The 20818-nt window shown below is 48.5% G+C and carries 19 protein-coding genes and 1 tRNA gene; 14 read left to right on the forward strand and 6 right to left on the reverse strand.

Annotated features, from left to right (window positions below):
* Positions 1 to 201: 201 nt before the first annotated feature.
* On the reverse strand, positions 202 to 681 hold the full coding sequence (locus ACXMYH_RS05005; protein WP_118297722.1) for an RrF2 family transcriptional regulator: 480 nt from the start codon (positions 679 to 681) through the stop codon (positions 202 to 204).
* 404 nt (positions 682 to 1085) lie between these two features.
* On the opposite strand from ACXMYH_RS05005, the gene ACXMYH_RS05010 reads away from it, so the two are divergent.
* Both ACXMYH_RS05010 and ACXMYH_RS05015 read left to right on the forward strand, forming a co-directional pair.
* The gene (locus tag ACXMYH_RS05010; RefSeq protein WP_118297723.1) at positions 1086 to 1610 is read left to right on the forward strand and encodes an adenine phosphoribosyltransferase; all 525 of its coding nucleotides are present in this window, start codon (positions 1086 to 1088) and stop codon (positions 1608 to 1610) included.
* Positions 1611 to 1871: 261 nt separating this feature from the next.
* A complete protein-coding gene (locus ACXMYH_RS05015; RefSeq protein WP_182426484.1) occupies positions 1872 to 2102 on the forward strand; it encodes a hypothetical protein in 231 nt (76 codons plus the stop codon).
* An 18-nt stretch (positions 2103 to 2120) separates the two neighbouring features.
* On the opposite strand, the gene ACXMYH_RS05020 is transcribed toward ACXMYH_RS05015, so the two are convergent.
* Positions 2121 to 3704: a putative polysaccharide biosynthesis protein gene (locus ACXMYH_RS05020; protein WP_215703177.1), complete on the reverse strand. Its 1584-nt coding sequence runs from the start codon at positions 3702 to 3704 to the stop codon at positions 2121 to 2123.
* A 309-nt stretch (positions 3705 to 4013) separates the two neighbouring features.
* On the opposite strand from ACXMYH_RS05020, the gene nifS reads away from it, so the two are divergent.
* From nifS to ACXMYH_RS05050, 6 genes are all read left to right on the forward strand, one after another.
* On the forward strand, positions 4014 to 5198 hold the full coding sequence (gene nifS / locus ACXMYH_RS05025) for a cysteine desulfurase NifS (RefSeq protein WP_118322114.1): 1185 nt from the start codon (positions 4014 to 4016) through the stop codon (positions 5196 to 5198).
* An 11-nt stretch (positions 5199 to 5209) separates the two neighbouring features.
* Positions 5210 to 5650 carry a Fe-S cluster assembly scaffold protein NifU gene (gene nifU / locus ACXMYH_RS05030; RefSeq protein ID WP_021904779.1) on the forward strand — a complete coding sequence of 147 codons (441 nt, stop codon included), beginning with the start codon at positions 5210 to 5212 and terminating at the stop codon, positions 5648 to 5650.
* Positions 5650 to 6726 carry a tRNA 2-thiouridine(34) synthase MnmA gene (gene mnmA, locus ACXMYH_RS05035; protein ID WP_486555626.1) on the forward strand — a complete coding sequence of 359 codons (1077 nt, stop codon included), beginning with the start codon at positions 5650 to 5652 and terminating at the stop codon, positions 6724 to 6726. Before nifU ends, mnmA begins: the two co-directional genes overlap by 1 nt.
* Complete coding sequence (locus ACXMYH_RS05040) at positions 6723 to 7760, forward strand: N-acetylmuramoyl-L-alanine amidase family protein (protein ID WP_252197460.1); 1038 nt, start codon at positions 6723 to 6725, stop codon at positions 7758 to 7760. Before mnmA ends, ACXMYH_RS05040 begins: the two co-directional genes overlap by 4 nt.
* A gap of 84 nt (positions 7761 to 7844) precedes the next feature.
* Positions 7845 to 7934: transfer RNA gene (locus tag ACXMYH_RS05045), tRNA-Ser, on the forward strand.
* Between the two features lie 592 nt (positions 7935 to 8526).
* Complete coding sequence (locus ACXMYH_RS05050) at positions 8527 to 9549, forward strand: GH25 family lysozyme (protein WP_486555627.1); 1023 nt, start codon at positions 8527 to 8529, stop codon at positions 9547 to 9549.
* Between the two features lie 222 nt (positions 9550 to 9771).
* On the opposite strand, the gene ACXMYH_RS05055 is transcribed toward ACXMYH_RS05050, so the two are convergent.
* Positions 9772 to 10368: a prolyl-tRNA synthetase associated domain-containing protein gene (locus tag ACXMYH_RS05055; protein ID WP_329751572.1), complete on the reverse strand. Its 597-nt coding sequence runs from the start codon at positions 10366 to 10368 to the stop codon at positions 9772 to 9774.
* A 154-nt stretch (positions 10369 to 10522) separates the two neighbouring features.
* Between ACXMYH_RS05055 and rlmD the strand changes: the two genes are divergently transcribed.
* The 4 genes from rlmD to ACXMYH_RS05075 all read left to right on the forward strand — a co-directional run bounded on the left by rlmD (position 10523) and on the right by ACXMYH_RS05075 (position 15451).
* On the forward strand, positions 10523 to 12094 hold the full coding sequence (gene rlmD, locus ACXMYH_RS05060) for a 23S rRNA (uracil(1939)-C(5))-methyltransferase RlmD (protein ID WP_486555628.1): 1572 nt from the start codon (positions 10523 to 10525) through the stop codon (positions 12092 to 12094).
* 24 nt (positions 12095 to 12118) lie between these two features.
* On the forward strand, positions 12119 to 12367 hold the full coding sequence (locus ACXMYH_RS05065; RefSeq protein WP_007488104.1) for a DUF6061 family protein: 249 nt from the start codon (positions 12119 to 12121) through the stop codon (positions 12365 to 12367).
* Positions 12368 to 12500: 133 nt separating this feature from the next.
* Positions 12501 to 12872: a BlaI/MecI/CopY family transcriptional regulator gene (locus ACXMYH_RS05070; protein WP_007488105.1), complete on the forward strand. Its 372-nt coding sequence runs from the start codon at positions 12501 to 12503 to the stop codon at positions 12870 to 12872.
* Entirely contained in the window at positions 12869 to 15451 is a 2583-nt protein-coding gene (locus ACXMYH_RS05075) for a M56 family metallopeptidase (protein WP_390593777.1), read from the forward strand. The genes ACXMYH_RS05070 and ACXMYH_RS05075 overlap by 4 nt, the downstream gene beginning before the upstream one ends.
* A gap of 71 nt (positions 15452 to 15522) precedes the next feature.
* Here ACXMYH_RS05075 and ACXMYH_RS05080 read toward each other — a convergent pair whose 3' ends face one another.
* From ACXMYH_RS05080 to ACXMYH_RS05090, 3 genes are read right to left on the reverse strand one after another with little or no spacing between them, the layout of a single operon-like run.
* Positions 15523 to 16698 (reverse strand): sigma-70 family RNA polymerase sigma factor, encoded by a 1176-nt coding sequence (locus ACXMYH_RS05080; protein ID WP_007488109.1) that lies wholly within the window; start codon positions 16696 to 16698, stop codon positions 15523 to 15525.
* A 44-nt stretch (positions 16699 to 16742) separates the two neighbouring features.
* A complete protein-coding gene (locus ACXMYH_RS05085; RefSeq protein ID WP_021683574.1) occupies positions 16743 to 17375 on the reverse strand; it encodes a hypothetical protein in 633 nt (210 codons plus the stop codon).
* Positions 17368 to 18495, reverse strand: coding sequence for a DUF6076 domain-containing protein (locus ACXMYH_RS05090; RefSeq protein WP_039996407.1), 1128 nt, complete (start codon positions 18493 to 18495; stop codon positions 17368 to 17370). The genes ACXMYH_RS05085 and ACXMYH_RS05090 overlap by 8 nt, the downstream gene beginning before the upstream one ends.
* A 222-nt stretch (positions 18496 to 18717) precedes the next feature.
* Between ACXMYH_RS05090 and ACXMYH_RS05095 the strand changes: the two genes are divergently transcribed.
* Both ACXMYH_RS05095 and ACXMYH_RS05100 read left to right on the forward strand, forming a co-directional pair.
* The gene (locus tag ACXMYH_RS05095; protein WP_486555629.1) at positions 18718 to 19338 is read left to right on the forward strand and encodes a CHC2 zinc finger domain-containing protein; all 621 of its coding nucleotides are present in this window, start codon (positions 18718 to 18720) and stop codon (positions 19336 to 19338) included.
* Positions 19313 to 20704: a DNA primase family protein gene (locus tag ACXMYH_RS05100; RefSeq protein WP_486555630.1), complete on the forward strand. Its 1392-nt coding sequence runs from the start codon at positions 19313 to 19315 to the stop codon at positions 20702 to 20704. Before ACXMYH_RS05095 ends, ACXMYH_RS05100 begins: the two co-directional genes overlap by 26 nt.
* Positions 20705 to 20818 lie beyond the last annotated feature (114 nt).

The following is a 20818-nucleotide window of genomic DNA, read 5'->3' on the forward strand; positions in this document are numbered from 1 at the left end:
AAACATAAGGGGGAACGCAGGAGATATAAGATGAAAAGATGATCTGTGAGTGTATTTCTGATGGGTGAGAGTAGCTGTCTACTGTAACTGATCGAAGAAAAAATAGCTTCGCAGCAGTTATTTCGGAAGGAACTAGCTACGAAGCTTATATCATTTGGTATTATGAGGTGGAAGACCTGACCGATACCGCCGCTGCCAATCTTATGATTTGCATGGCCCCTTCACACTGTTTAAGATCTCCTCCGCTGCCAGTCTGTGTTTCTCCTCCAGCTCATGTTTCTGGTCCAGGATCGTCTGGATCGTGATGCCGTCCAGGTAGTCCATGATGACGCGGTTTAAACCTTCCCAGACCGGGAGCGTGTCGCAGGCGGAGCAGCGTTCGCAGGGATTCGGAGTGTGCTCGAGGCAGGAGACCGGGGCGAGACTGCCCTCTGTGGTCTCTAAGATCTCACCGACCGTACATTCCGACGGAGCTTTCGCGAGACGATATCCGCCCTGGTATCCGCGGGTAGTGGAGAGCATTCCGGTCTTATTTAAGAGCGGGACGATCTGCTCCAGATATTTTTTTGAGAGTCCCTGGCGGGCGGCGATATCCTTTAAGGAAATAAACCCATCCTCGGTGTGTTCCGCCAGGTCGATGACCATGCGGAGCGCATAACGGCCTTTTGTAGATATTTTCATAATTGCTTCACCAATTTAAACAACAGCCTGGCATGGGAAAAGACAGCCGGGCGTTGAACTTTCTGTAATATTTTATCTCAGTCAGATCAGACTTCCACCTCGTTTAGGTGACAAACAACGCAAATCGGAACTGTTTCCGATTATACTACAAAAAAGATGGGCGTTCAACTAAGGTTTTGGCTTTTTCTCGTGGTTGCCAGAAAAATACACATGTGATAAAATAAAAAAGAGTTTCCGGCAGAGAACGGAAACCGCCAATAGAGGTCCTTTGGAAAAAGGACCAGATTGCTGCGAAAACAGAATATCAGCGGTGGCCCTGAAAATGAAAAGCTAACAAGTTGGTTGAGATGAAATCAGGATCGCTGCAGAAATAGTGAGTCAGAAAGAAAGGAACCAGAAAAGTTATGAAAAAGCTGGAAGATTATGTTGTAAGCATTCCGGATTTCCCGGAGCCGGGAATTATTTTCCGCGATATCACCTCGATCTTACAGGATCCGGATGGATTTAAGCTGGCGATCGATTCTCTCCTTGCGATGGTGAAGGACGTGGATTTCGATGTGGTTGTCGGCGCGGAGTCCAGAGGATTTATTTTTGGAACACCGGTCGCGTATGAGATGGGAAAATCCTTTGTCCCGGCGAGAAAACCGGGTAAGCTTCCGAGAGAGACGGTTTCTATGGAGTATGCCTTAGAGTACGGCACTGGAACGATCGAGCTTCATAAAGATTCCATCAAACCGGGTCAGAAGGTCGTGATCATCGATGATCTGATCGCAACCGGTGGAACTGTGGAGGCGATCGCAAAGCTCGTGGAAGAACTCGGCGGCGAGGTCGTTAAGATCTGTTTTGTGATGGAGCTTGCGGGATTAAAAGGAAGAGAGAAACTTCAGAAATATGATGTGGATTCCGCGATCATTTACGAGGGTAAGTAATAAGGAAACCAGGTCCATGCAAATGATGGTCGCTGGATGATACACACCTTCGCAGAATGGTTATTTCAACTGCAGAATGGATTTTCGTTGGGATAAATTTACGGTTACTCAGCATCTTAAAGAGATGGGAGTCATGTCTGACTAAGAAAAAAGATTATATGCCGCCAGAGAACGCGACAAAAGCGGGCTGGCGGCATCTGTTTTTCTGTCAGAAGAGCGTATCGGAAGAACTGTTGTATTTATCAGGAAAAGAGGATAAAAATGAGAGAGATCGTATTTAAAATGGAGCGCCCGGGTCTCGTTGAGGTCGGGCAGGAAGTGGATGTCAGCGAGTCGGTCACACCGGTCAATGTCAATTACATGATCGAGCCGGCGGTGGCCATGTCGGGGCTGTTCCGTTTTACGGAGCGTCTGAAGAGCAAAAAGGGCATTGTGAAGGACATCATCCAGAATGACCGCGGATACTATGTGACAGTGGAGTTCGACGAGTAGCGGAATGGTTTGTTTGACTTATGCAGCGGAGCGCTGCGGTTTCCTGTGGAAAAACAGCAAAAGCAGGAAGTAGGCGGCTGACAGGATGAGGATCCGGACGGCGGTGCGGAAAAATTCTGGAAAACCGGACGGGATCGGGAAGTCTTCCGGGAACAGGCGGAAGATCCAGAGCGCGCAGAGCAGGCAGAATACCGGTTTTCCGATCAGGGTCCATGCGTTCCATTCAAACGCAGTGATCCTTCGGAGTGCCAGGATATGGAGCAGGGCGAGGAGAACCTCGCTTGCTAACATCCCCCAGAGACAGGAACGGATCCCGAACACCGGGATCCCGAACCACACGAAAGCGATGCGGACGAGGAGAGAGACCAGGTGATGGAAAAATGTGAGCTTCGTCCTTCCAAGGCCATTTAAAATGCTGCCGGACGAGGTGGCAAGATAGAGAAACGGGCAGAGCCAGGCGAGGATCTGAATGAAAGATCCGGCGTCCTGGCTTTTAAATATCTGCAGCCCCAGAGTTTCGCCGAAGACCGTGAATACCCCGATGCAGAAGATCCCGAGGTAGAGGCTGTAGCGGAAGGACATGGAGATCCCGTCCGCGATGCCGGAGGTGTTTCCGGCAGACTGGTGTCTGGCGGTTGACGGCAGCAGGACCACAGCCAGAGAGTTTACGAGAGCGGAGGGAAAGAGGACAAACGGCATTGCCATGCCGGTGAGAGTCCCATATGTACTGACAGCCTGGGACCTTGTGAGGCCGTAGACAGTGAGCCGCTCCGGGATCATGATCGTCTCGGCACTCTGTAAGAGGTTCAGGATCAGCCGGTTGGCCATGAGCGGGACGGCGAGAGCGAGGAGAGCACTCATGGGAGACAAGAAATCCAGGAGTCCCGGAATATCTGCGGTACTTTGAAATTTATGAGGTTTGTGCGCGGCATGATCGGAGAAATTTGCTGAATTATTTTTATTTCCATGAAATTCATGAAAAAGAAGAAAAAATATCAGGACAAACAAAGCAGATCCGGCCTCTCCGGCCACCAGGCCGAATACCGCGAGCGACACCGTGATCGGAATCTTCTTCTCGATCCAGATGGATGCCAGGAGAAAGACCGTAAAGATCCGGATCATCTGTTCAAAGAGCTGGGCGGCTGCAGGGACAGACACCTTTTCCTTTCCGTAGTAGTAGCCGCAGATACAGGCATGGACGGAAGTGCAGGGGATTGCAAAGGCCATGACGGAGAGCAGCGGGGCGCACCGCGGTTCCATGAGGACAGATCCCGCGAGAAATCCGGAAAAATGTCGGATCATAAGGGCCGCGGAGAGTGACATGGAAAAGGAAAGGAGAAATCCGGAAACAAGCGTCCGCTTTGCATGTTCCGGCTCTGCTGCGATGAAACGGGAGATCGCAGTCTGGATCGAGCCGGCGCACAAGGAGAAAAAGATCCCGTAGACCGGAAAGATCATCTGATAGATCCCGAGACCTTCGGCGCCGATCGTGCGGGAGAGAAAGATCCGGTAGAAAAAGCCGAGGACGCGGGAGAGTAGACCGGCGGCTGTGAGAAGAATTGTTCCGGTGATGAGTGGATGGGGCTTATGGGAAGAAGGCATGGCAGCTCCGAAATGGCAGAAGGATTCGGTTATATATATGTGGGAGCAGGGGAATGATATGAATCCGGTTTATCGCAGACGGATGACTGATATGAAGACTGAAATCATCACAAATTCTTTAATACTTAGTGATTCACTGTGTATTTCTGAAAAAACATGAGAATACCGGTTGAAATTCCTGAGGGGTTTCGTATATAATGTAAAATATCTGTGGCCTGTCCGCGCTTTTTGCGGCGCTGACTCGCGGGTCATGGCATAAACTAATAGTGTTATCAGGCTTTGAACCTCTTAAAACAGAAAGGCGGAACAATGAAGAAAGTAATTTATCTCGACAACGCGGCTACGACAAAGGTACGTCCGGAAGTCGTGGAAGCCATGCTGCCGTTTTATACAGAATATTACGGAAACCCTTCTGCGGTATATGAGTTTTCCACACCGTGTAAGGAAGCGCTCGCAAAGGCAAGAGAGACGGTCGCAAATTCTCTCGGCGCAAAGGACAATGAGATCTACTTTACAAACGGCGGTTCCGAGTCCGACAACTGGGCTTTGATCGCAACTGCGGAGGCATATGCATCCAAGGGAAAACACATCATCACAACAAAGATCGAACACCACGCGATCCTTCACACCTGTGAATATCTTGAAAAGCGCGGCTACGAGATCACATACCTCCCGGTGGATGAGTACGGCACCGTCTCCATCGACGAGTTAAAGAAGGCGATCCGCCCGGATACGATCCTGATCTCTGTAATGTTCGCAAACAACGAGATCGGAACGATCCAGCCGATTAAAGAGATCGGTGAGATCGCCCATGAAAACGGAATTATCTTCCACACCGACGCAGTTCAGGCATACTGCCATGAACCGATCAATGTGGATGAGTACCATATCGACATGTTAAGCGCCAGCGGACACAAGTTCCACGGCCCGAAGGGAGTCGGCTTCCTCTATATCAGAAAAGGCTTAAAACTCCGCTCCTTCATCCACGGCGGCGCCCAGGAGAGAAAACGCCGTGCCGGAACTGAGAATGTGCCGGGAATCGTGGGTCTCGGAAAAGCAGTCGAGATCGCGATGGCAGAGCTTGAGAATAATAAGAAGAAAGAGACAGAACTCCGTGATTACCTGATCGGACGTGTCATGGACGAGATACCGTACACACGCTTAAACGGTCACCGCACAAACCGTCTCTCCAACAATGCGAACTTTGCGTTCCAGTTTATCGAAGGTGAGTCCTTACTCATCATGCTCGATATGGACGGGATCTGCGGTTCCAGCGGATCTGCATGTACATCCGGTTCCCTGGATCCGTCCCATGTGCTGTTAGCCATCGGACTTCCGCACGAGATCGCGCACGGATCCTTACGCCTTACCTTAAGCGAGGAGACAACGAAGGAAGAGATCGACCATACTGTAGACTGCCTTAAGAAGATCGTGGAGAAGCTTCGCGCAATGTCCCCACTCTATGAGGATTTCATTAAGAAGAACAGAAAGTAAGAGGAAAAATAATGTATTCAGAGAAAGTAATGGACCATTTCCAGCACCCGAGAAACATGGGAGAAATTGAGGACGCCAGCGGCGTAGGTACTGTCGGAAACGCAAAATGCGGCGATATCATGAGAATCTATCTCGACATTGATGACGAGACACATATCATCCGTGACTGTAAGTTTAAAACATTCGGCTGCGGTGCTGCCGTTGCCACAAGCAGCATGGCGACCGAGATGGTAATGGGAAAGACGATCGAGGAAGCGATGGAAGTAACTAATAAGGCAGTTATGGAAGCACTTGACGGACTTCCGCCGGTAAAGGTTCACTGCTCCCTGCTTGCAGAGGAAGCGATCCATGCAGCACTCTGGGATTATGCAGAAAAGCACCATATCGAGATCAAAGGCTTACAGAAGCCGGTGTCCGATATCAGTGAGCATGAAGAGGACGAGGAATATTAATGAAGAAAAAAGTCGTGGTGGGAATGTCAGGAGGCGTGGACTCATCGGTTGCGGCCTGTCTTTTAAAGGAACAGGGCTATGATGTGATCGGTGTCACCATGCAGATCTGGCAGGAAGAGGATTCCTGTACCGTTGAGGAAAACGGCGGATGCTGCGGACTCAGCGCGGTGGAAGACGCGAGACGTGTCGCGTGGACCCTTGGAATTCCCTACTATGTTATGAACTTCCGGAAAGAATTCCAGAAGAATGTCATTGACTATTTTGTTGCGGAGTATCTGCACGGACGGACACCGAATCCGTGCATTGCCTGCAACCGCTATGTAAAATGGGAGGCGCTTTTGGAGCGCAGCCTGGAGATCGGAGCCGATTATATCGCGACCGGTCACTATGCAAGGATCAGCCAGCTTCCGAACGGCCGTTATACGATCCGGAACTCCGTGACGGCGGCGAAGGATCAGACTTACGCGCTCTATAACCTGACCCAGTTCCAGCTTTCCAAAACTTTGATGCCGATCGGTGATTACACGAAGGACGAGGTGCGAAAGATCGCCGAGGACCGTGGACTTGCCGTAGCAAAGAAGAAGGACAGTATGGAGATCTGCTTCGTTCCGGATAATGATTATGCCGGATTTATCGAGCGGGAAGCCGAAAATGTTCCGGGAAGCGGAAACTTTGTGGATAAAAATGGTGTGATCCTTGGAAAACATAAGGGGATCACTCATTACACGGTCGGTCAGAGAAAGGGCTTAAACCTCGCGATGGGCCATCCGGTGTTTGTCACAGGAATTCGCCCGGAGACGAACGAGGTTGTGATCGGCGAAGGAAATGATGTATTTTCCGATCATCTGGTCTGCAAGGATGTGAACTGGATGGCGATCGACGGACTTCACGGCGGGGAACGGGAAGTTCTCGCGAAGATCCGCTACAGCCACAAGGGATCTCCGTGTATCATCAGGGAACTCCCGGACGGAACCGTGGAATGCCGGTTTAAAGAGCCGCAGCGTGCGATCACGCCGGGACAGGCAGTTGTATTTTATGAAAATGAATGTGTAGTCGGAGGGGGAACGATCCTATGAGCAGGATGAAAAAGGGGAACGGACTCCTCCGATTCCTTATTTCTGCGGTCTTTTTTGCACTGGTGCTTTCCGGCTGCAATGGGACGAGAAAATATGAGGCGGTGGATCTGAGCAGCGAGACTGCGGCAGCGGAGTCAGAAAGCGGATCCGGCGAGGAACAGGGAACGGAAAATTCCGATGAAGCTGATCTTCAGGCATTGGGCAATCCTGCCGGGGAGATGATGAGCGCAGATCAGGCGGCCGAAAGCTCGCAGGATGCGGAATCGGTCTCCGAATCAGAGGAGATGGCTTCGGAGATGTCGGAGGAGGAGAGTGTCGCGGCAGCGAGAGAGTCAGCGGCGGAGGCTTATACAGCCGCGGCGAACGATGACGCGGAGACTGCTCCGGAAGTTCCGTTTAACGGACATACCGTCGCGATCGATGCGGGACACCAGGCGAAAGCCAATACTTCCAAGGAGCCGATTGGCCCGTCCTCTTCGACGATGAAGGCGAAGATGCCGGAAGGCTCGGTTGGAACGGCGAGCGGCGTCCCTGAATATGAGGTCACTCTTGCGGTCGCAAAAAAGCTTGAGACAGAGCTCACAAACCGCGGATACCATGTCGTCATGATCCGGACGAGCAACGATGTGAACATGAGCAGCGCGGAGCGATCCGTCGCAGCAAATCAGAGCGGCGCGGATATCCTGATCCGGCTTCACGCGGATTCCATGGACAACTCTGGTGTCTATGGGGCATTAGCAACCTGTATGACAGCCCAGAACCCTTACAACGCGTCTCTTCATGACAAGAGCTACAATCTTTCCAAAAAGATCGTGGATACCGTCTGCGGGACGACAGGAACGAAGAATCGAGGCGTCCAGGAGACGGACAGCTCCTCCGATATCAACTGGTGCGAGATCCCGGTCTGTGTGCTCGAGATGGGATTCTTAAGCAATCCTGACGAGGACACCTGGCTTCAGGACGATGGCTACCGGGGAAAGATCGCGAGCGGGATCGCGGGAGCGGTGGATGCTTATTTTGCGGAGGGGAATTAAAATAAATTTTTTAAATCCTCTATACAAATCGAAAAAAATATGTATAATAATATATAGTCTGCTTTTTCAAAAAGCAGACAATCCGGAGACGTAGCGAAGCGGCCGTAACGCGGCGCACTCGAAATGCGTTTATCGGTTCATCCCGGTACGAGGGTTCGAATCCCTCCGTCTCCGCTCGAAACCCTTGATTTTTCAGGGGTTTTTCTTATTTACGCGAATAACGGGTCAAAGTCCGCACTTGCGCGAGACCTTGGCGACTGTCGCGATAATAAGGGGAAACTCGCGAAGCGTGTTTTCATTTGTTTAACAGGGAATTTTCTGTTAAGCAAAAGGGCACGATGTGCCAATGAGATGCACTTGTGGAAGAAGAAAATTGGCGCAGGCGATCGCGCTCGGCGTGAGGAAAAGGCCGTCCGGTGAGGACAGCTTTTTATGTATGAAATCGATCGTTTGTCGACCAGATAGGAAAATGTTATGCTTTTCCTGGCAGAACATCTGCCAATGTGTCCGCATCTATGGTTTGGACGGAATTTTGCCACAAAGTCTTAGATGTGTGACAACGAAAACGTAAGAAGTTCTTAATAAAAAAAGAGGGAAATTGTAGTATACTTGGTACGTCTTAAAGAAAAGGGATGTTTATGCCGAAGCTTTGGAGAGACATTGGATGGAGAATGCAGTTTACGATCGATATTCAGATGATAGAAGCCTCAAGGTTATGACTTTTGGCAAGAAAAAAGACGTATGAAAAGAGAAAGGCGGTTTTAGAATGTTTCAGAAAAAATTTCGATATATGACAGCGCTTCTCGCAGCGCTTATGATCACACAGGGCAGTTTTACAGCTTTTGCGGATGAGACTCCGGTTGGACCGGGATACGAGGACCAGAATAAGGCCTCCACGGATACCACGACAAGTGATCCAGCAAGTGCATGGAAAAAGGTCAACGGTGTTTACGTAGACGCGAATGGAAAAAATATGGACGGGGCGCTTCTTCGCGGCATCAGCGTTTCCAAATGGCAGGGCGATATCGACTGGGCGAAGGTTGCAGCGGATGATGTCTCCTTTGCGTATATTCGTATGGGATCCTTTGGATATGAAGGACAGTATACCATGGACGAATATTATGAGAAAAATATGAAAGGGGCTTCCGCAAACGGAGTTCAGGCGGCCCCGTATGTGTTCCTCCAGACCCGGACCGTCGATGAGGCAAAAGCGGCAGCAAAATATACTCTGGAAAAGATGTCCGGATATGCGGTAAAATTTCCCGTTGCCGTGGATGTGGAATCAAAATATATTCTGGACTATTTATCAGTGCAGGATCTGACAAATGTGGTAAATGCGTTCTGTGACACGATCGCTGCGGCCGGATATACCCCGATCGTTTACAGCGATTACAGTAAGTTTACGAACGAGATGGATACAAACCAGATCAAATACGATCTCTGGCTTGCGAGATATGGTGCGGACGGACATTATCAGGGACGTACGATCTGGCAGTGCACAGATAAGGGACGTGTAAACGGGATCAACGGAAATGTCTGCCTGGAATTCACATATAAAGACTATGCTCCGAAGGCTGCACAGGGAACCGCGATCGACAGCGGTGAATGGAAGCAGGAAGGCGGAAAATGGTATTTCTACCGCGATGGCGGACGAATGAGCGGCTGGGTAAATCCGGATGGCTACTGGTACTATCTTGATCCGGCAGAGTTAGGTGCGATGGTGACAGGAACGACGAAGAACATTGACGGTGTGGATTATACCTTCAATGCGAGCGGTGTGATGCAGTAAGGGAAAAAAGGTCCTTTCTGACCTGCAGCTTCCGTTTTTGGCGGACAGGCAGTTAGGACAAAGATTCTGCCGGGCAAGAGAAATCTCCCATACATGGGAAAGTACCGCGAGTCCGGCGGAAAGTCTGAGAATAGCGTTCAGCAAAAGGATATAGGATAAAGAATAAAGGAAAAAGAAGAGCAGGAACAAGACTTTTTGAGGAGCCATGTTCCTGTTCTTCTTTTACTCTTCCCAAGGAAGATCCACGATCGTCGGTTCATGGTGAACGGCCGGGAGAAATTTTTCGAGAATATCGGATGTTTTGATCTTCAGGCTGCTGGTGTTGATGCACGGATGGCAGCCGAAATATTCGTCCTTTAAGACATCGGAGTCGATCAGAAGTTTTACATGACCTTCCGGATCGTTCATAAGCCCCATCACACTGACAGAACCGGGAGTCAGCTTTAAATATTCTTTCATGTGATCATCATCTGCGAAGGAGAGTCGGGCGGAGCCGATCTGCTTTGAGAGGACTTTTGTCTTGAATTTTTTGTGGCCCGGCATCAGAAGAAGATAAAATTTTGTCTTCTGCGCATTGCAGAGAAAGAGATTCTTGCAGATGTGGATCCCGAGGATCTCGTCAACACCGTTGCAGGCATCGATTGTGAATGCGGCTTCGTGGTCGACGCGGGTGTAGGGGATATTCAAGGAGTCGAGAAGATCGTAAGTGCGGATCTCTGTCTCAAGACGTCCGGAACAATCTTTCGGACGGCCTGTCTCGGCGACAGGGGATGGAGTGGAAGCTGGCTGAGCAGTGTCGTGATTGCATGTGTTTTCCATGAGTGTATGTCCTTTCTGTCTAAACTTATGTAAAATCATGTAGAATAATTCGGGGAAAAAAGATATACTTTATGTGATATTATAATCAGATGGATTGGGAGAATCAAGGGGAAGCCGGATAAAAGATAGAAAAAGAGAATGGAGAAAACAAAAGATGGAAAATAGAGAAAACCGGGATAAGAAGATGAAGAAAATGAGTGAAAAGAAAGAGTGGACAAACGGGAACGGAAGAACAAACCGGAAATCCGGAGAAATGCTGAATACCCGGGCACGGGGAGACCAGAATAGCGGGAAATCGGGGAAAAAGAACTCTCTCTGTCCGCATTTTAAATCCTGCGGCGGGTGTCAGTATCTGGACATGCCGTATGAGAAGCAGCTAGAGCACAAAAAGAAAGAGGTTGCAGACCTTCTCCGCCCGTTCTGCAAGGTCGAGACGATCATCGGCATGGATGATCCGTTCCATTACAGAAATAAGGTTCATGCGGTGATGGCGAGAGACCGGAAAGGCAGGATCATTTCCGGAGTCTACAAAGAGGGAACCCACACGGTTCTGCCGGTAGAAACATGCCTGATCGAGAATAAAAAGGCGGATGAGATCATCGGAACGATCCGGGAACTGCTTCCGTCGTTCAAGATGAAGGTATTTGATGAGGACACCAGATATGGCTTCCTCCGCCATGTTCTGGTGCGAATAGCCCATGCGACAGGGGAGATCATGGTGGTCCTGATCACGGCATCGCCGGTGTTCCCTTCGAAGAATAACTTTGTGAAAGCGCTGAGAAAAGTCCATCCGGAGATCACGACCGTAGTCCAGAATGTAAACGACCGGAACACCAGCATGGTGCTCGGAGAGAAGGAGCACGTCCTCTACGGACCGGGATTTATCGTGGATGTTCTTTGCGGGAAAAAATTCCGGATCTCCTCAAAATCCTTCTATCAGATCAATCCGGTCCAGACGGAGAAACTCTATAACCTGGCGATCGAGGCAGCAGGTCTTACCGGAAAAGAACTGGTCGTTGACGCCTATTGCGGGATTGGAACGATCGGGATCGTTGCGGCATCCGCGGCAAAAGAAGTGATCGGCGTTGAGTTAAATAAGGACGCTGTCCGGGATGCAGTCACAAACGCGAAGGTAAACGGTGAGAAAAATATCCATTTTTACAACAACGATGCCGGAAAATTCATGGTCCAGATGGCATCCCAGAATGCCCACGCCGACGTTGTCTTCATGGATCCGCCAAGAAGCGGAAGCACCGAAGAATTCATGGACGCCGTCGCGATCTTAAACCCGGACCGCGTCGTGTATGTTTCCTGCAATCCGGAGACGCTGGCGAGAGACTTAGCGTATTTTAAGAAGAAAGGATATCGGGCGGAGAAGGCTTGGGCTGTGGATCAGTTCCCGATGACCGGGCATGTGGAGACGGTTGTCTTGCTTTCCAAGGGTGAGGTCGACTCGAAAAAGATTCGGGTTGAGTTCTCTTTGGAAGATATGGATATGTCCGAATTTCAGGATGGGGCAACCTACACCCAGATCAAAGACTATGTGCTGGAGCATAGCGGGTTAAAGGTATCCAACCTTTATATCTCACAGATTAAGAGGAAATGTGGGATTGAAGTTGGCAAGAATTACAATTTGCCGAAGTCCGAGGATTCCAGACAGCCCATGTGTCCGCCGGAAAAAGAGAAAGCAATCCGAGAAGCATTCAAATATTTTGGGATGATCTAACATCCCGCAAAATGGAGGTTTCTTATGGATAGATTGATTTCTTGTGAGTTTAACATGGATACCGCTTGTGTGGAACTGAAATTTTTAGATGGCAGCATGATTGCCATTGATACCATCGCCGTGGAGAATGAGGTTGCCGATAATATGTATCAGCGGTCAGAACTGGACTATCTGATCTACAATGATCCGATTGGATATGCTGATTTGATACTGAACGGTAATCCCGAAACCTATTTGAAAACTGTAACTGAATACAAACCGCTTGATAGCTAACCAACACTTTGCCCGTGGGAGAAATTCTGCGGGCAATTTTTTTGTATCTTTTCTGTGAACTCTATTGATTTTGGCTGTCTAATGCGGTAGACTATGTGTGAAGTCTAATGGTGTAGACAGGGAGGGCGTGAATATGGATTTTCCGAAGATTCACGAAAGTGAATATCGTTTTTGTTTGATTATGTGGGAGCATGAGCCGGTTACTGCTGTCGAGCTTGTAAAGCTGTGCCAGGATCAACTCGGATGGAAAAGGACTACGACTTATACCGTTATCAAGCGTCTTGGAGAGCGTGGTGTGCTGAAGAACGACAATGGCACTGTTACTTCTCTCGTTTCCAAAGATGAAGCCCAGGCGTGTGAGATCGATGAACTGGTTGAGAAAAAATTCGAGGGTTCTCTGCCTGCCTTTATCGCTGCTTTTACAAAGCATCAGGCTATGTCCGAAGATGAGCTTGATGAGGTACAGCGCATGATCGACCGCATCAGGAAAGGAGGTTCACAATGAACGAACTCTTTTTGAAAATTATCAACATGAGTATATCTGCAAGCTGGCTTATCCTGGCTGTGCTGATACTCAGGCTTGTTTTGAAGAAAGCTCCCAAGTGGGTCAATGTTCTGCTTTGGGGTATCGTGGCTGTCAGATTGATTTGCCCGCTCTCTTTTGAGAGCGCATTAAGCCTTATCCCAAGTTCAGAAACAATTCCGTTGGATATTGAAATGGCGGCCAAACCCACAATAGACAGCGGTGTTCCGGCGATCAATAGTGTGGTCAATCCTGTTCTATCCTCATTTGCCCCACCACAGCATGTATTGACGAGTGCAAACCCGCTTCAGATTTGGATTCCGATTTTGAATATTATCTGGTTGATTGGTGTCGGCGCCCTTCTCTTGTATACCGCAGTTAGTTATTGGCGCCTATGTCGTAAAGTGGATACCGCTGTTCGCTACAAGGGCAACATTTTCCAGAGTGAGAATGTAAGTTCTCCGTTTGTCCTGGGCATTATCAAACCGAGAATCTATCTCCCGTTCAACATGAATGGTCAGGATCTGGAGCACGTTGTTGCCCACGAACAGGCGCACATTCGCCGCAAAGACCATTGGTGGAAGCCTCTTGGTTTTCTCCTGCTGACGATTCATTGGTTCAATCCTTTGATGTGGTTGGCTTATGTACTTCTTTGCCGTGACATTGAGTTTTCCTGTGATGAAAAGGTCATCAAGGAACTTGGCAACGAACAGAGAGCCGACTATACACAGGCTCTTGTGGTCTGCAGCGTCAACCGTCGCATGATTGCGGCCTGCCCACTTGCCTTTGGTGAAGTTGGTGTTAAAGATCGTGTGAAGTCTGTGATGAATTATAAGAAACCTGCGTTCTGGATTATTATTCTGGCAGTCATTGCCTGTGTGATCGTTGCGGTCTGCTTTTTGACCAACCCGATGGGATTCCAATTCGATGAAGCAACACACACCATCGTTTCTGCAAATCATTTTGATATGCGAAATGCGGATGACGCGGTGGCTATTGAAATGAATCCCGCACAGATTAGTGAGTTGAGTTCTCGGCTGGCCGGGGTCAAGAACACGAAGAAGAGCGATGAATATGGTGGATTCACACCGGGATATCAAATCAGCGCACTCCTGGAGGATGGCACATATATCCGGATAAACGGTTATTCTCTCTCCGACAATGATATGGTAGATATCGAGTGGAACGGAGAACGGTATGTTGTATCCGACGGAGAGTTCCAAGATTATTTGAGTAGAATCTGTGTGGGAGGAGATGTCGCAGTTGCTGAACCTGTACCGTCTGTTACAAAATGGTTTGACTATCTTGAAACACCAGATGAGATGCAGTGGGGTGGTCGCCATGAGATTAATCTTCCAGAGTTCCCGGATGTGACTTTCCGTTGGACTTATGGAGAAATGATGGCTGTTACGGGTAACGAAATCACTTCGTTGTATACCGGGATGCCCATCTGGAACGCCTATTTCTGCGACCTCACCGGCGACGGCTTGCCTGAGTTGTGTTCTATAATCAGTTGGGGATCTGGCATGATTGATAACCGTGTCACCATCTATGACTATGCAAACGGAGCAAGCTATGAACTGTCTGATCGAGGATATTTCGATTTTACCCTCAGATTTAATGAAGCTGACGGATACCTCTATGTAGATAAAAAGAAATATAATACTGATGAACTGGTAGAAACTGGTCGATTGGTTTTCAAGAATAATTGTATTCAGATTGAAGGTTTTTCCAACGAAGCGCATCAGGTTTTCCAAGCTGAAATTCTGGAAGATCATAATGGTTATTATCTTGTGAAGCCTGTTGAAGGTAGCTGGGAACTGAATAGTGCAGACCGAATTGAAGTACCTATCAGAAATGCTCATCCATCACCAGAACCTGAAATCGGAGATGTGATTGAAATTGAATACTCCGGTGAAATCCTTGAAACTTATCCTGCACGAATTGCGGATGTTTATGGAATCAAGGTTATAAAGCAAACCGAAACATGGGACTTAATCCCTATGGTTATGGTGAACGGGACACTGTATCTTGATACTGGCCATGAAAGCAAAATAGAAGCAAGATGTGGTGTTATGGATGGAGAAATCACATCCCAGGTTGATGGAAATAAACAGCCCAGCGTTGACAATCAATCCAATTTTGGTACAGGATATGGTTATCAATACGGGGCAACTGAGGGAACCATTGAACTCTTTATGAATGGCAAGTGGTGGATCTTCGCTACCGAAGAAGCACGACAGAAAATCCAGTTCCCGTCCATAGAGGATGAAATTTCTAAGTTTTATCTGACCATTGGCTCTGAAGGCGTTAAGAGCATCAAGCTTTCAATGCCAAATTCCAGTGGCGGCTTTGAAAATGCAGATGGTTCTCTGCTCAAGAAAGGCGAACGCATCTGGCTCGAAAATCTCGATGGCTACACTGATCTGCGAGGATTAACAATAACTGCCCTGGGTGAAAACGGAGAAATCATCTGGACAGCATCAATTCCAGATGAAGAAGAAAACAAAGGATTTACCCATCTGGTAAATGATGATTGGGAAATCACAAATATCGAATAATTAGTTCCCAGCAAATAAACCGCTGCAATTCTCATTCCAAAGTGGGATGGATGTTGTAGCGGTTTTTCTTTTTATGGTTCAAATGCCACCATTGTTTCCTTTGGTAGTTTCTCATTTTCACAGTTCAGAAGATAGGCTACGGCCTTGTTCGCAAAGCGGTTGGTTTTTATCGTATCCCAATCGGCAAGATGGATGATCTCTGCTGTGCTGCTTTCAAAATCAAATGAAATCTTACCCCATTCGCCGTCGCAGTCTGCTTGGTATTCGTAGATTGCGGCGGCGATTTTCTTTTTTCGCTTGATCTTGGATTTCTGTTTTAGCCGGACTGCATGGATTGCGCCCTCGGCAACCAACAATTCCGTCAACTTGTCCACTGCTTTTCGGTAGGCTCGTTCTGCACCGCTGGCTGTACTGCCCTCAAACATAACCGCCAGTTCTTCAAAGGTGGGGCGGTTCTTCCATGAGCCGACACGCCCACAGGTCATACAGATCGCCAGCCGCTTTTCAAGCAAGGTTTGCTCCCGGTAATTCAGTTTCTCAAATGCCCGCTGCACCTTTTCTGCCTGTATGCCGTTCCAGAGGATATCGGTATAGTTCCAGCTATCGTCAAGGGCTACATCCTCGCCTGTTTCCTCGCCGTTCTCGTCTGTCACATAGAATGGCTGCTGATTGCGGATTCCACGGACAACTTTCAGATATTCTTCCGCAAGGGCAAGATCGCAGTTGTATTTCTTGGAAAATTCGTTGACCGCATCCTTGGTATTGTGGTACAGCCAAGCCATTGACCGCACCATTTTGTAATTGGTCAGAGAGGACACCGACCATTTTTCTTCGCCCATGCGAAAACGGAGCATAGCATCCCGGATGAACGGGAAAATGTATGTAGCATACTCTGCACCCTTGGCAAGGTCATAGTCCATCAGCTTTTGGAGCATTTGCTCCCGGCAGGAGAGCTTTATATCTATAAATCGGTCTGTGTCATACAGATCGCCGCCATCCACACCGAGAAAGTCTTTGATGCGCTTGTTAAGTTGCGGCTCGTAGTGGTGTAGGAAGAATGAGAAATATATCAAATTCTTTTCCTGCAAGGCAGACAGGATATATTCGTTCAGATTGCCCACCGCTGGAGGCTCCGGTTCCAGTTGGAAGATGCGCTCTGCCGCATAAGGAATGATGCCGTCACCGTGCGGATTGACAGCGTGTTTTGGTATGTATCCGGTCATGTCCCATGAAAAATCACTCAGCATAGCGCACCTCCTTTCGGTTCTTTCTCTATCAATATCGACAGTAATTATGCATCGAACTTTTTGTTAGTAGTATTATTTTCGTCGTCCATCATATCACTTAGCACGGCAAAAGCTTGGCTCAGCGGCACAGCCTTAGAAGTCCAGTTTTTCAAACTAAACAAGTTGGAAGATTCATCAAACACATCAAATTCGTCTGTCCCATCAGTGATTTTCTTCAAGTACAACATTTCTATCAAATACAAAGCTCCCAAGATATTTAGTACATTCTCCTGCTTTGCTTGCTTCAACTGCTCATAGCGGTTGTGCTTGACATCTGTAAATGCTCCCCACCATTGCAACGACTGTGCGGGCTGGGTAATATCCCAATTCATAAACGGTTGTATTTCGATATCGTATTCCTGTACACTGATTTTTTGATTTTTTATATCCGGTGTGTTGGTCAAAATATACTGTGCATAGTCTGCAACCGTTTTTCGATCCGTTGTATTGAAACCGCAAAACTCTTTGAATACAGTATCCAACTCTGCCCCTATGGCTTGAATTAAGAGGGCATATCCGTTAGAAAATGCATCAAAATTGTCCTCATGTAGTTCTACAAACTCTATTGATTCAACAAAACGCTTTTCGAGCATTAAGTAGTATTTCCAATGATTCTGACTAAGTTCTTTTCTATTCATGTTTGTCCCTTTCTTTGTATATTTTTGCACTTGCTTCCTTTTTCAAAGCCGCCTGGTCCATTTCTTTTTCATAAGCTCCCTTGGCATAGGCTACATTGCTCAATGCCCGGAGCATCTTATCTTTTGCCAGCTTTTTCATAACCTCTGCAAGATCAGCGTCCAGAGTACCACGCTTCACATAGCGGTTTATGGTGTTCAGCCGTTTCTCATAAATCTGTTTCACCGGATGATCGTCCGCAAGCTCCCGTTGTTCTCTGCCTTTCAGGTTGCCGATCTGCCGACAGGTGCGGTGCAGCTTGTCCCCCGGTGCATAGCCGCCACAGTATTTGGTGTGCCGTGCGTTGGTGGTCAGAAACCACTTGCCGCAGATTTTGCATTTCTTCGGTGCATGACCAACACACAGGCCCTCAAAGAGATCAGACCGGAACATCCCTACAAAGGATACATAGTGCATCCGCTTGACCAGCTTCGCAACTTTTTCGCCGGGACGGATGACGGATACATACTGAACGGAATTGTTCAGGGTAGACATCCAGGCATTGCCTTCCGTGATGGAAAACTCCGGCGGGAAATAGCTGCCGAACATTTTTGCAAAACCCTCTGCGGTGCGGTCTGCTTCGTTGCCGTCTGTTTTTTCTGCAAAATCAAGCATGGCCGTTTGGTATTCCCCAAGGGAGTATGCCAGATGCCCGAAAACTGCGGTATAGCGTTGAAGCATCATCGCATCGGTAAAGTTCTGGATTTCTTCAAATTGCAAAGAATTGGTTGCGGCTTTTATGGCAAACTCCACATATTTCAGCGCATTGTCCACAGTAAAGGCTTTTTCAATCCGTTCTCTGTGCTTTGAGATATTCATATAGGAGAACGGCGGTGTTTGACTGAGAATATCGAGCATCGTCAGAGCAGCTTCCTTTGCAATAGGACAGAGTGCAGAAGCATCCTGTCCGGCGTTTAATATTCCAAGCAGCAGATTGATTTTCTCGCATTGCTCGTTTATTTTTGCAATGGTATTCACAGGAACATTCAGTGCATCACAGGCAAGCGTACCGACAGGAAATGTTTTGCTCTCATATATGACCGTATCCTGCCAGAAATCCAATGTCATCAATTCTTGATTCATGCTTGCCCTCCTGTCCTGTTTTTTCATTTTTCTAATTATATCATGTAAATGTGAAGAAATCTACGTCCTCAGATAAGTTGTCCTGTTTTTTGAAACAGGATTGTCCTGTCATTAGCCTGTTTTTTGAAAAATCCGTCATAACCATAATAGAAGGAGCGAAGCACCTGCCAATCACGGCGGGTGCTTCGTGCTTTCCAGAATATTATGAACGGAGGGTTTTCTATGACAATCTATGAAACCATCAAGGCGGCAATCAGCGTCAAGCAAGCCGCCGAACACTACGGGCTGAAAGTGAGCCACAACGGCATGGCTTGCTGCCCGTTCCACAACGACAGGCATCCGAGCTTGAAGCTGAATGAGGACTATTTTTTCTGCTTCGGCTGCGGAGCCAAAGGGGATGTGATCGACCTTGTGGCAAGGCTGTTCAATCTGAGCAGTTATGAAGCAGCGCAAAAGCTGGCTTTGGACTTCGGGCTTGACCCGAAACCGCCCACTGCCGCAGCTATGGTCAAGCCGAAGCGTCCCTATATCCGTCAGTTCCGGGAGGATGAAATGCTGTGCTTCCGGGTGCTGACGGATTATTTGCATCTGTTGGAAGATTGGAAAGTGCGCTATGCTCCCAAGACACCGGAAGATGCTCTGGATGACCGTTTTGTGGAAGCCTGCCAGATGCACTGCCATATCGAATATATGGCAGATGTGCTGACGGTGGGTGATCTGGAAGAACGGGTGGCATTGGTGGACAAGCTGATGCAGGACGGCAAAATTGCTTTTCTGCAAAAGTATACCGCACGAAAGAAAAAGGAGGTGGCGCACCATGGCGAAGAACCGGAAAACGCCTGATATGAACTTGCCCATGTGGTTTGACGGGCAGAACATCAACGAAGCTCTGTTTTGTGAAGAATTTCTGCAAGAGCGCAGGATCATCTTCGCAAACGGAGCTTTTTTCACGCCCGATGGTCGAGTGACGGACGATCTTCCTCTGCGTGGGGAGATTTACGACAAGCTGAAATTCTGTGCCGTAAACAATATCCCCCGGAAGATCACCAACATTCTGGAAGTGCTGAAACTGGAAGCGCAAGTGCCGGACTTTCCACCGGAGCAGGATCGGATTCATGTGTCCAACGGTACGCTGCTATTGAACGGCACATTTACCGAGGGCAGACCGGCTATCGTGCGGAGCCGTTTGCCGGTTGCTTACAATCCCGATGCTACTGCGCCGGTGATCTGGCTGAACTTTCTGGATGGGTTGCTTTACGTCGAGGACATTCCAACTTTGCAGGAGTTTATCGGCTATTGCCTGATTCCCTCCAACAAGGGGCAGCGCATGATGGTGATTAAAGGCAACGGCGGCGAGGGCAAATCCCAAATCGGAGCTGTGCTTTCTGCTATCTTTGGCACGAATATGAAAGACGGCAGCATCGGCAAGATTTCCGAAAACCGCTTCGCCCGTGCCGATCTGGAACACATTCTGCTGTGCGTGGATGATGATATGCGGATGGAAGCCCTGCGCCAGACCAACTATGTAAAATCTATCGTGACCGCACAAGGCAAGATGGATTTGGAACGCAAAGGCAAGCAGAGTTATCAGGGCTGGATGTTCGCCCGGCTGCTGGCATTCAGTAACGGTGATCTGCAAGCCCTGTATGACCGCAGTGACGGATTTTATCGCAGACAGCTTGTGCTGACCACCAAGGAAAAGCCGGTGGACAGAGCTGACGATCCTGATCTTGCAGAGAAGATGAAAGCTGAAGCCGAGGGTATCTTCCTGTGGGCATTTGAAGGCTTGCAGCGGCTTGTTGCCAACAACTTTAAGTTTACGGAGAGTGACCGTATCCGGGAAAACCGGGAAGCGGTCAAACGTGACAACAACAATATCTTTGATTTCATGGATTCCGAGGGATACATCCGGCGTAAAGCGGATGCGTCCATCAGCTCCAAGGATTTCTATGAAATCTATCGGATGTGGTGCGAGGAAAATTCTCTTGCTCCGCTGAAAGCCCGCAGCTTCAGCGACGCCATGATTGCCAATGCCAAGAAATTCAATCTGGAGCATTGCAACAACATCACCAACTCAGCCGGACGGCGGGTGTGGGGATTCATGGGAGTGGAAGCCATTGCACGACCTCATATAAATGGGTTTTACGGAGATTCGCCGTGTACGTACGTACCGGAGGACATTCCGGAGGAATGGCGGCAGGTCGAGTAAATCCCATTGCTGGTATGTATGTACGCAGCAAAAGAGCGTAAAACGCTTGTTATAGAAACAGCACACATCCTCTCGTTCGGGCTGTTTCTATGTCCACAGGCTTTTGAAAAAGTG

This window comes from Pilosibacter sp. NGB245 (assembly GCF_057397225.1).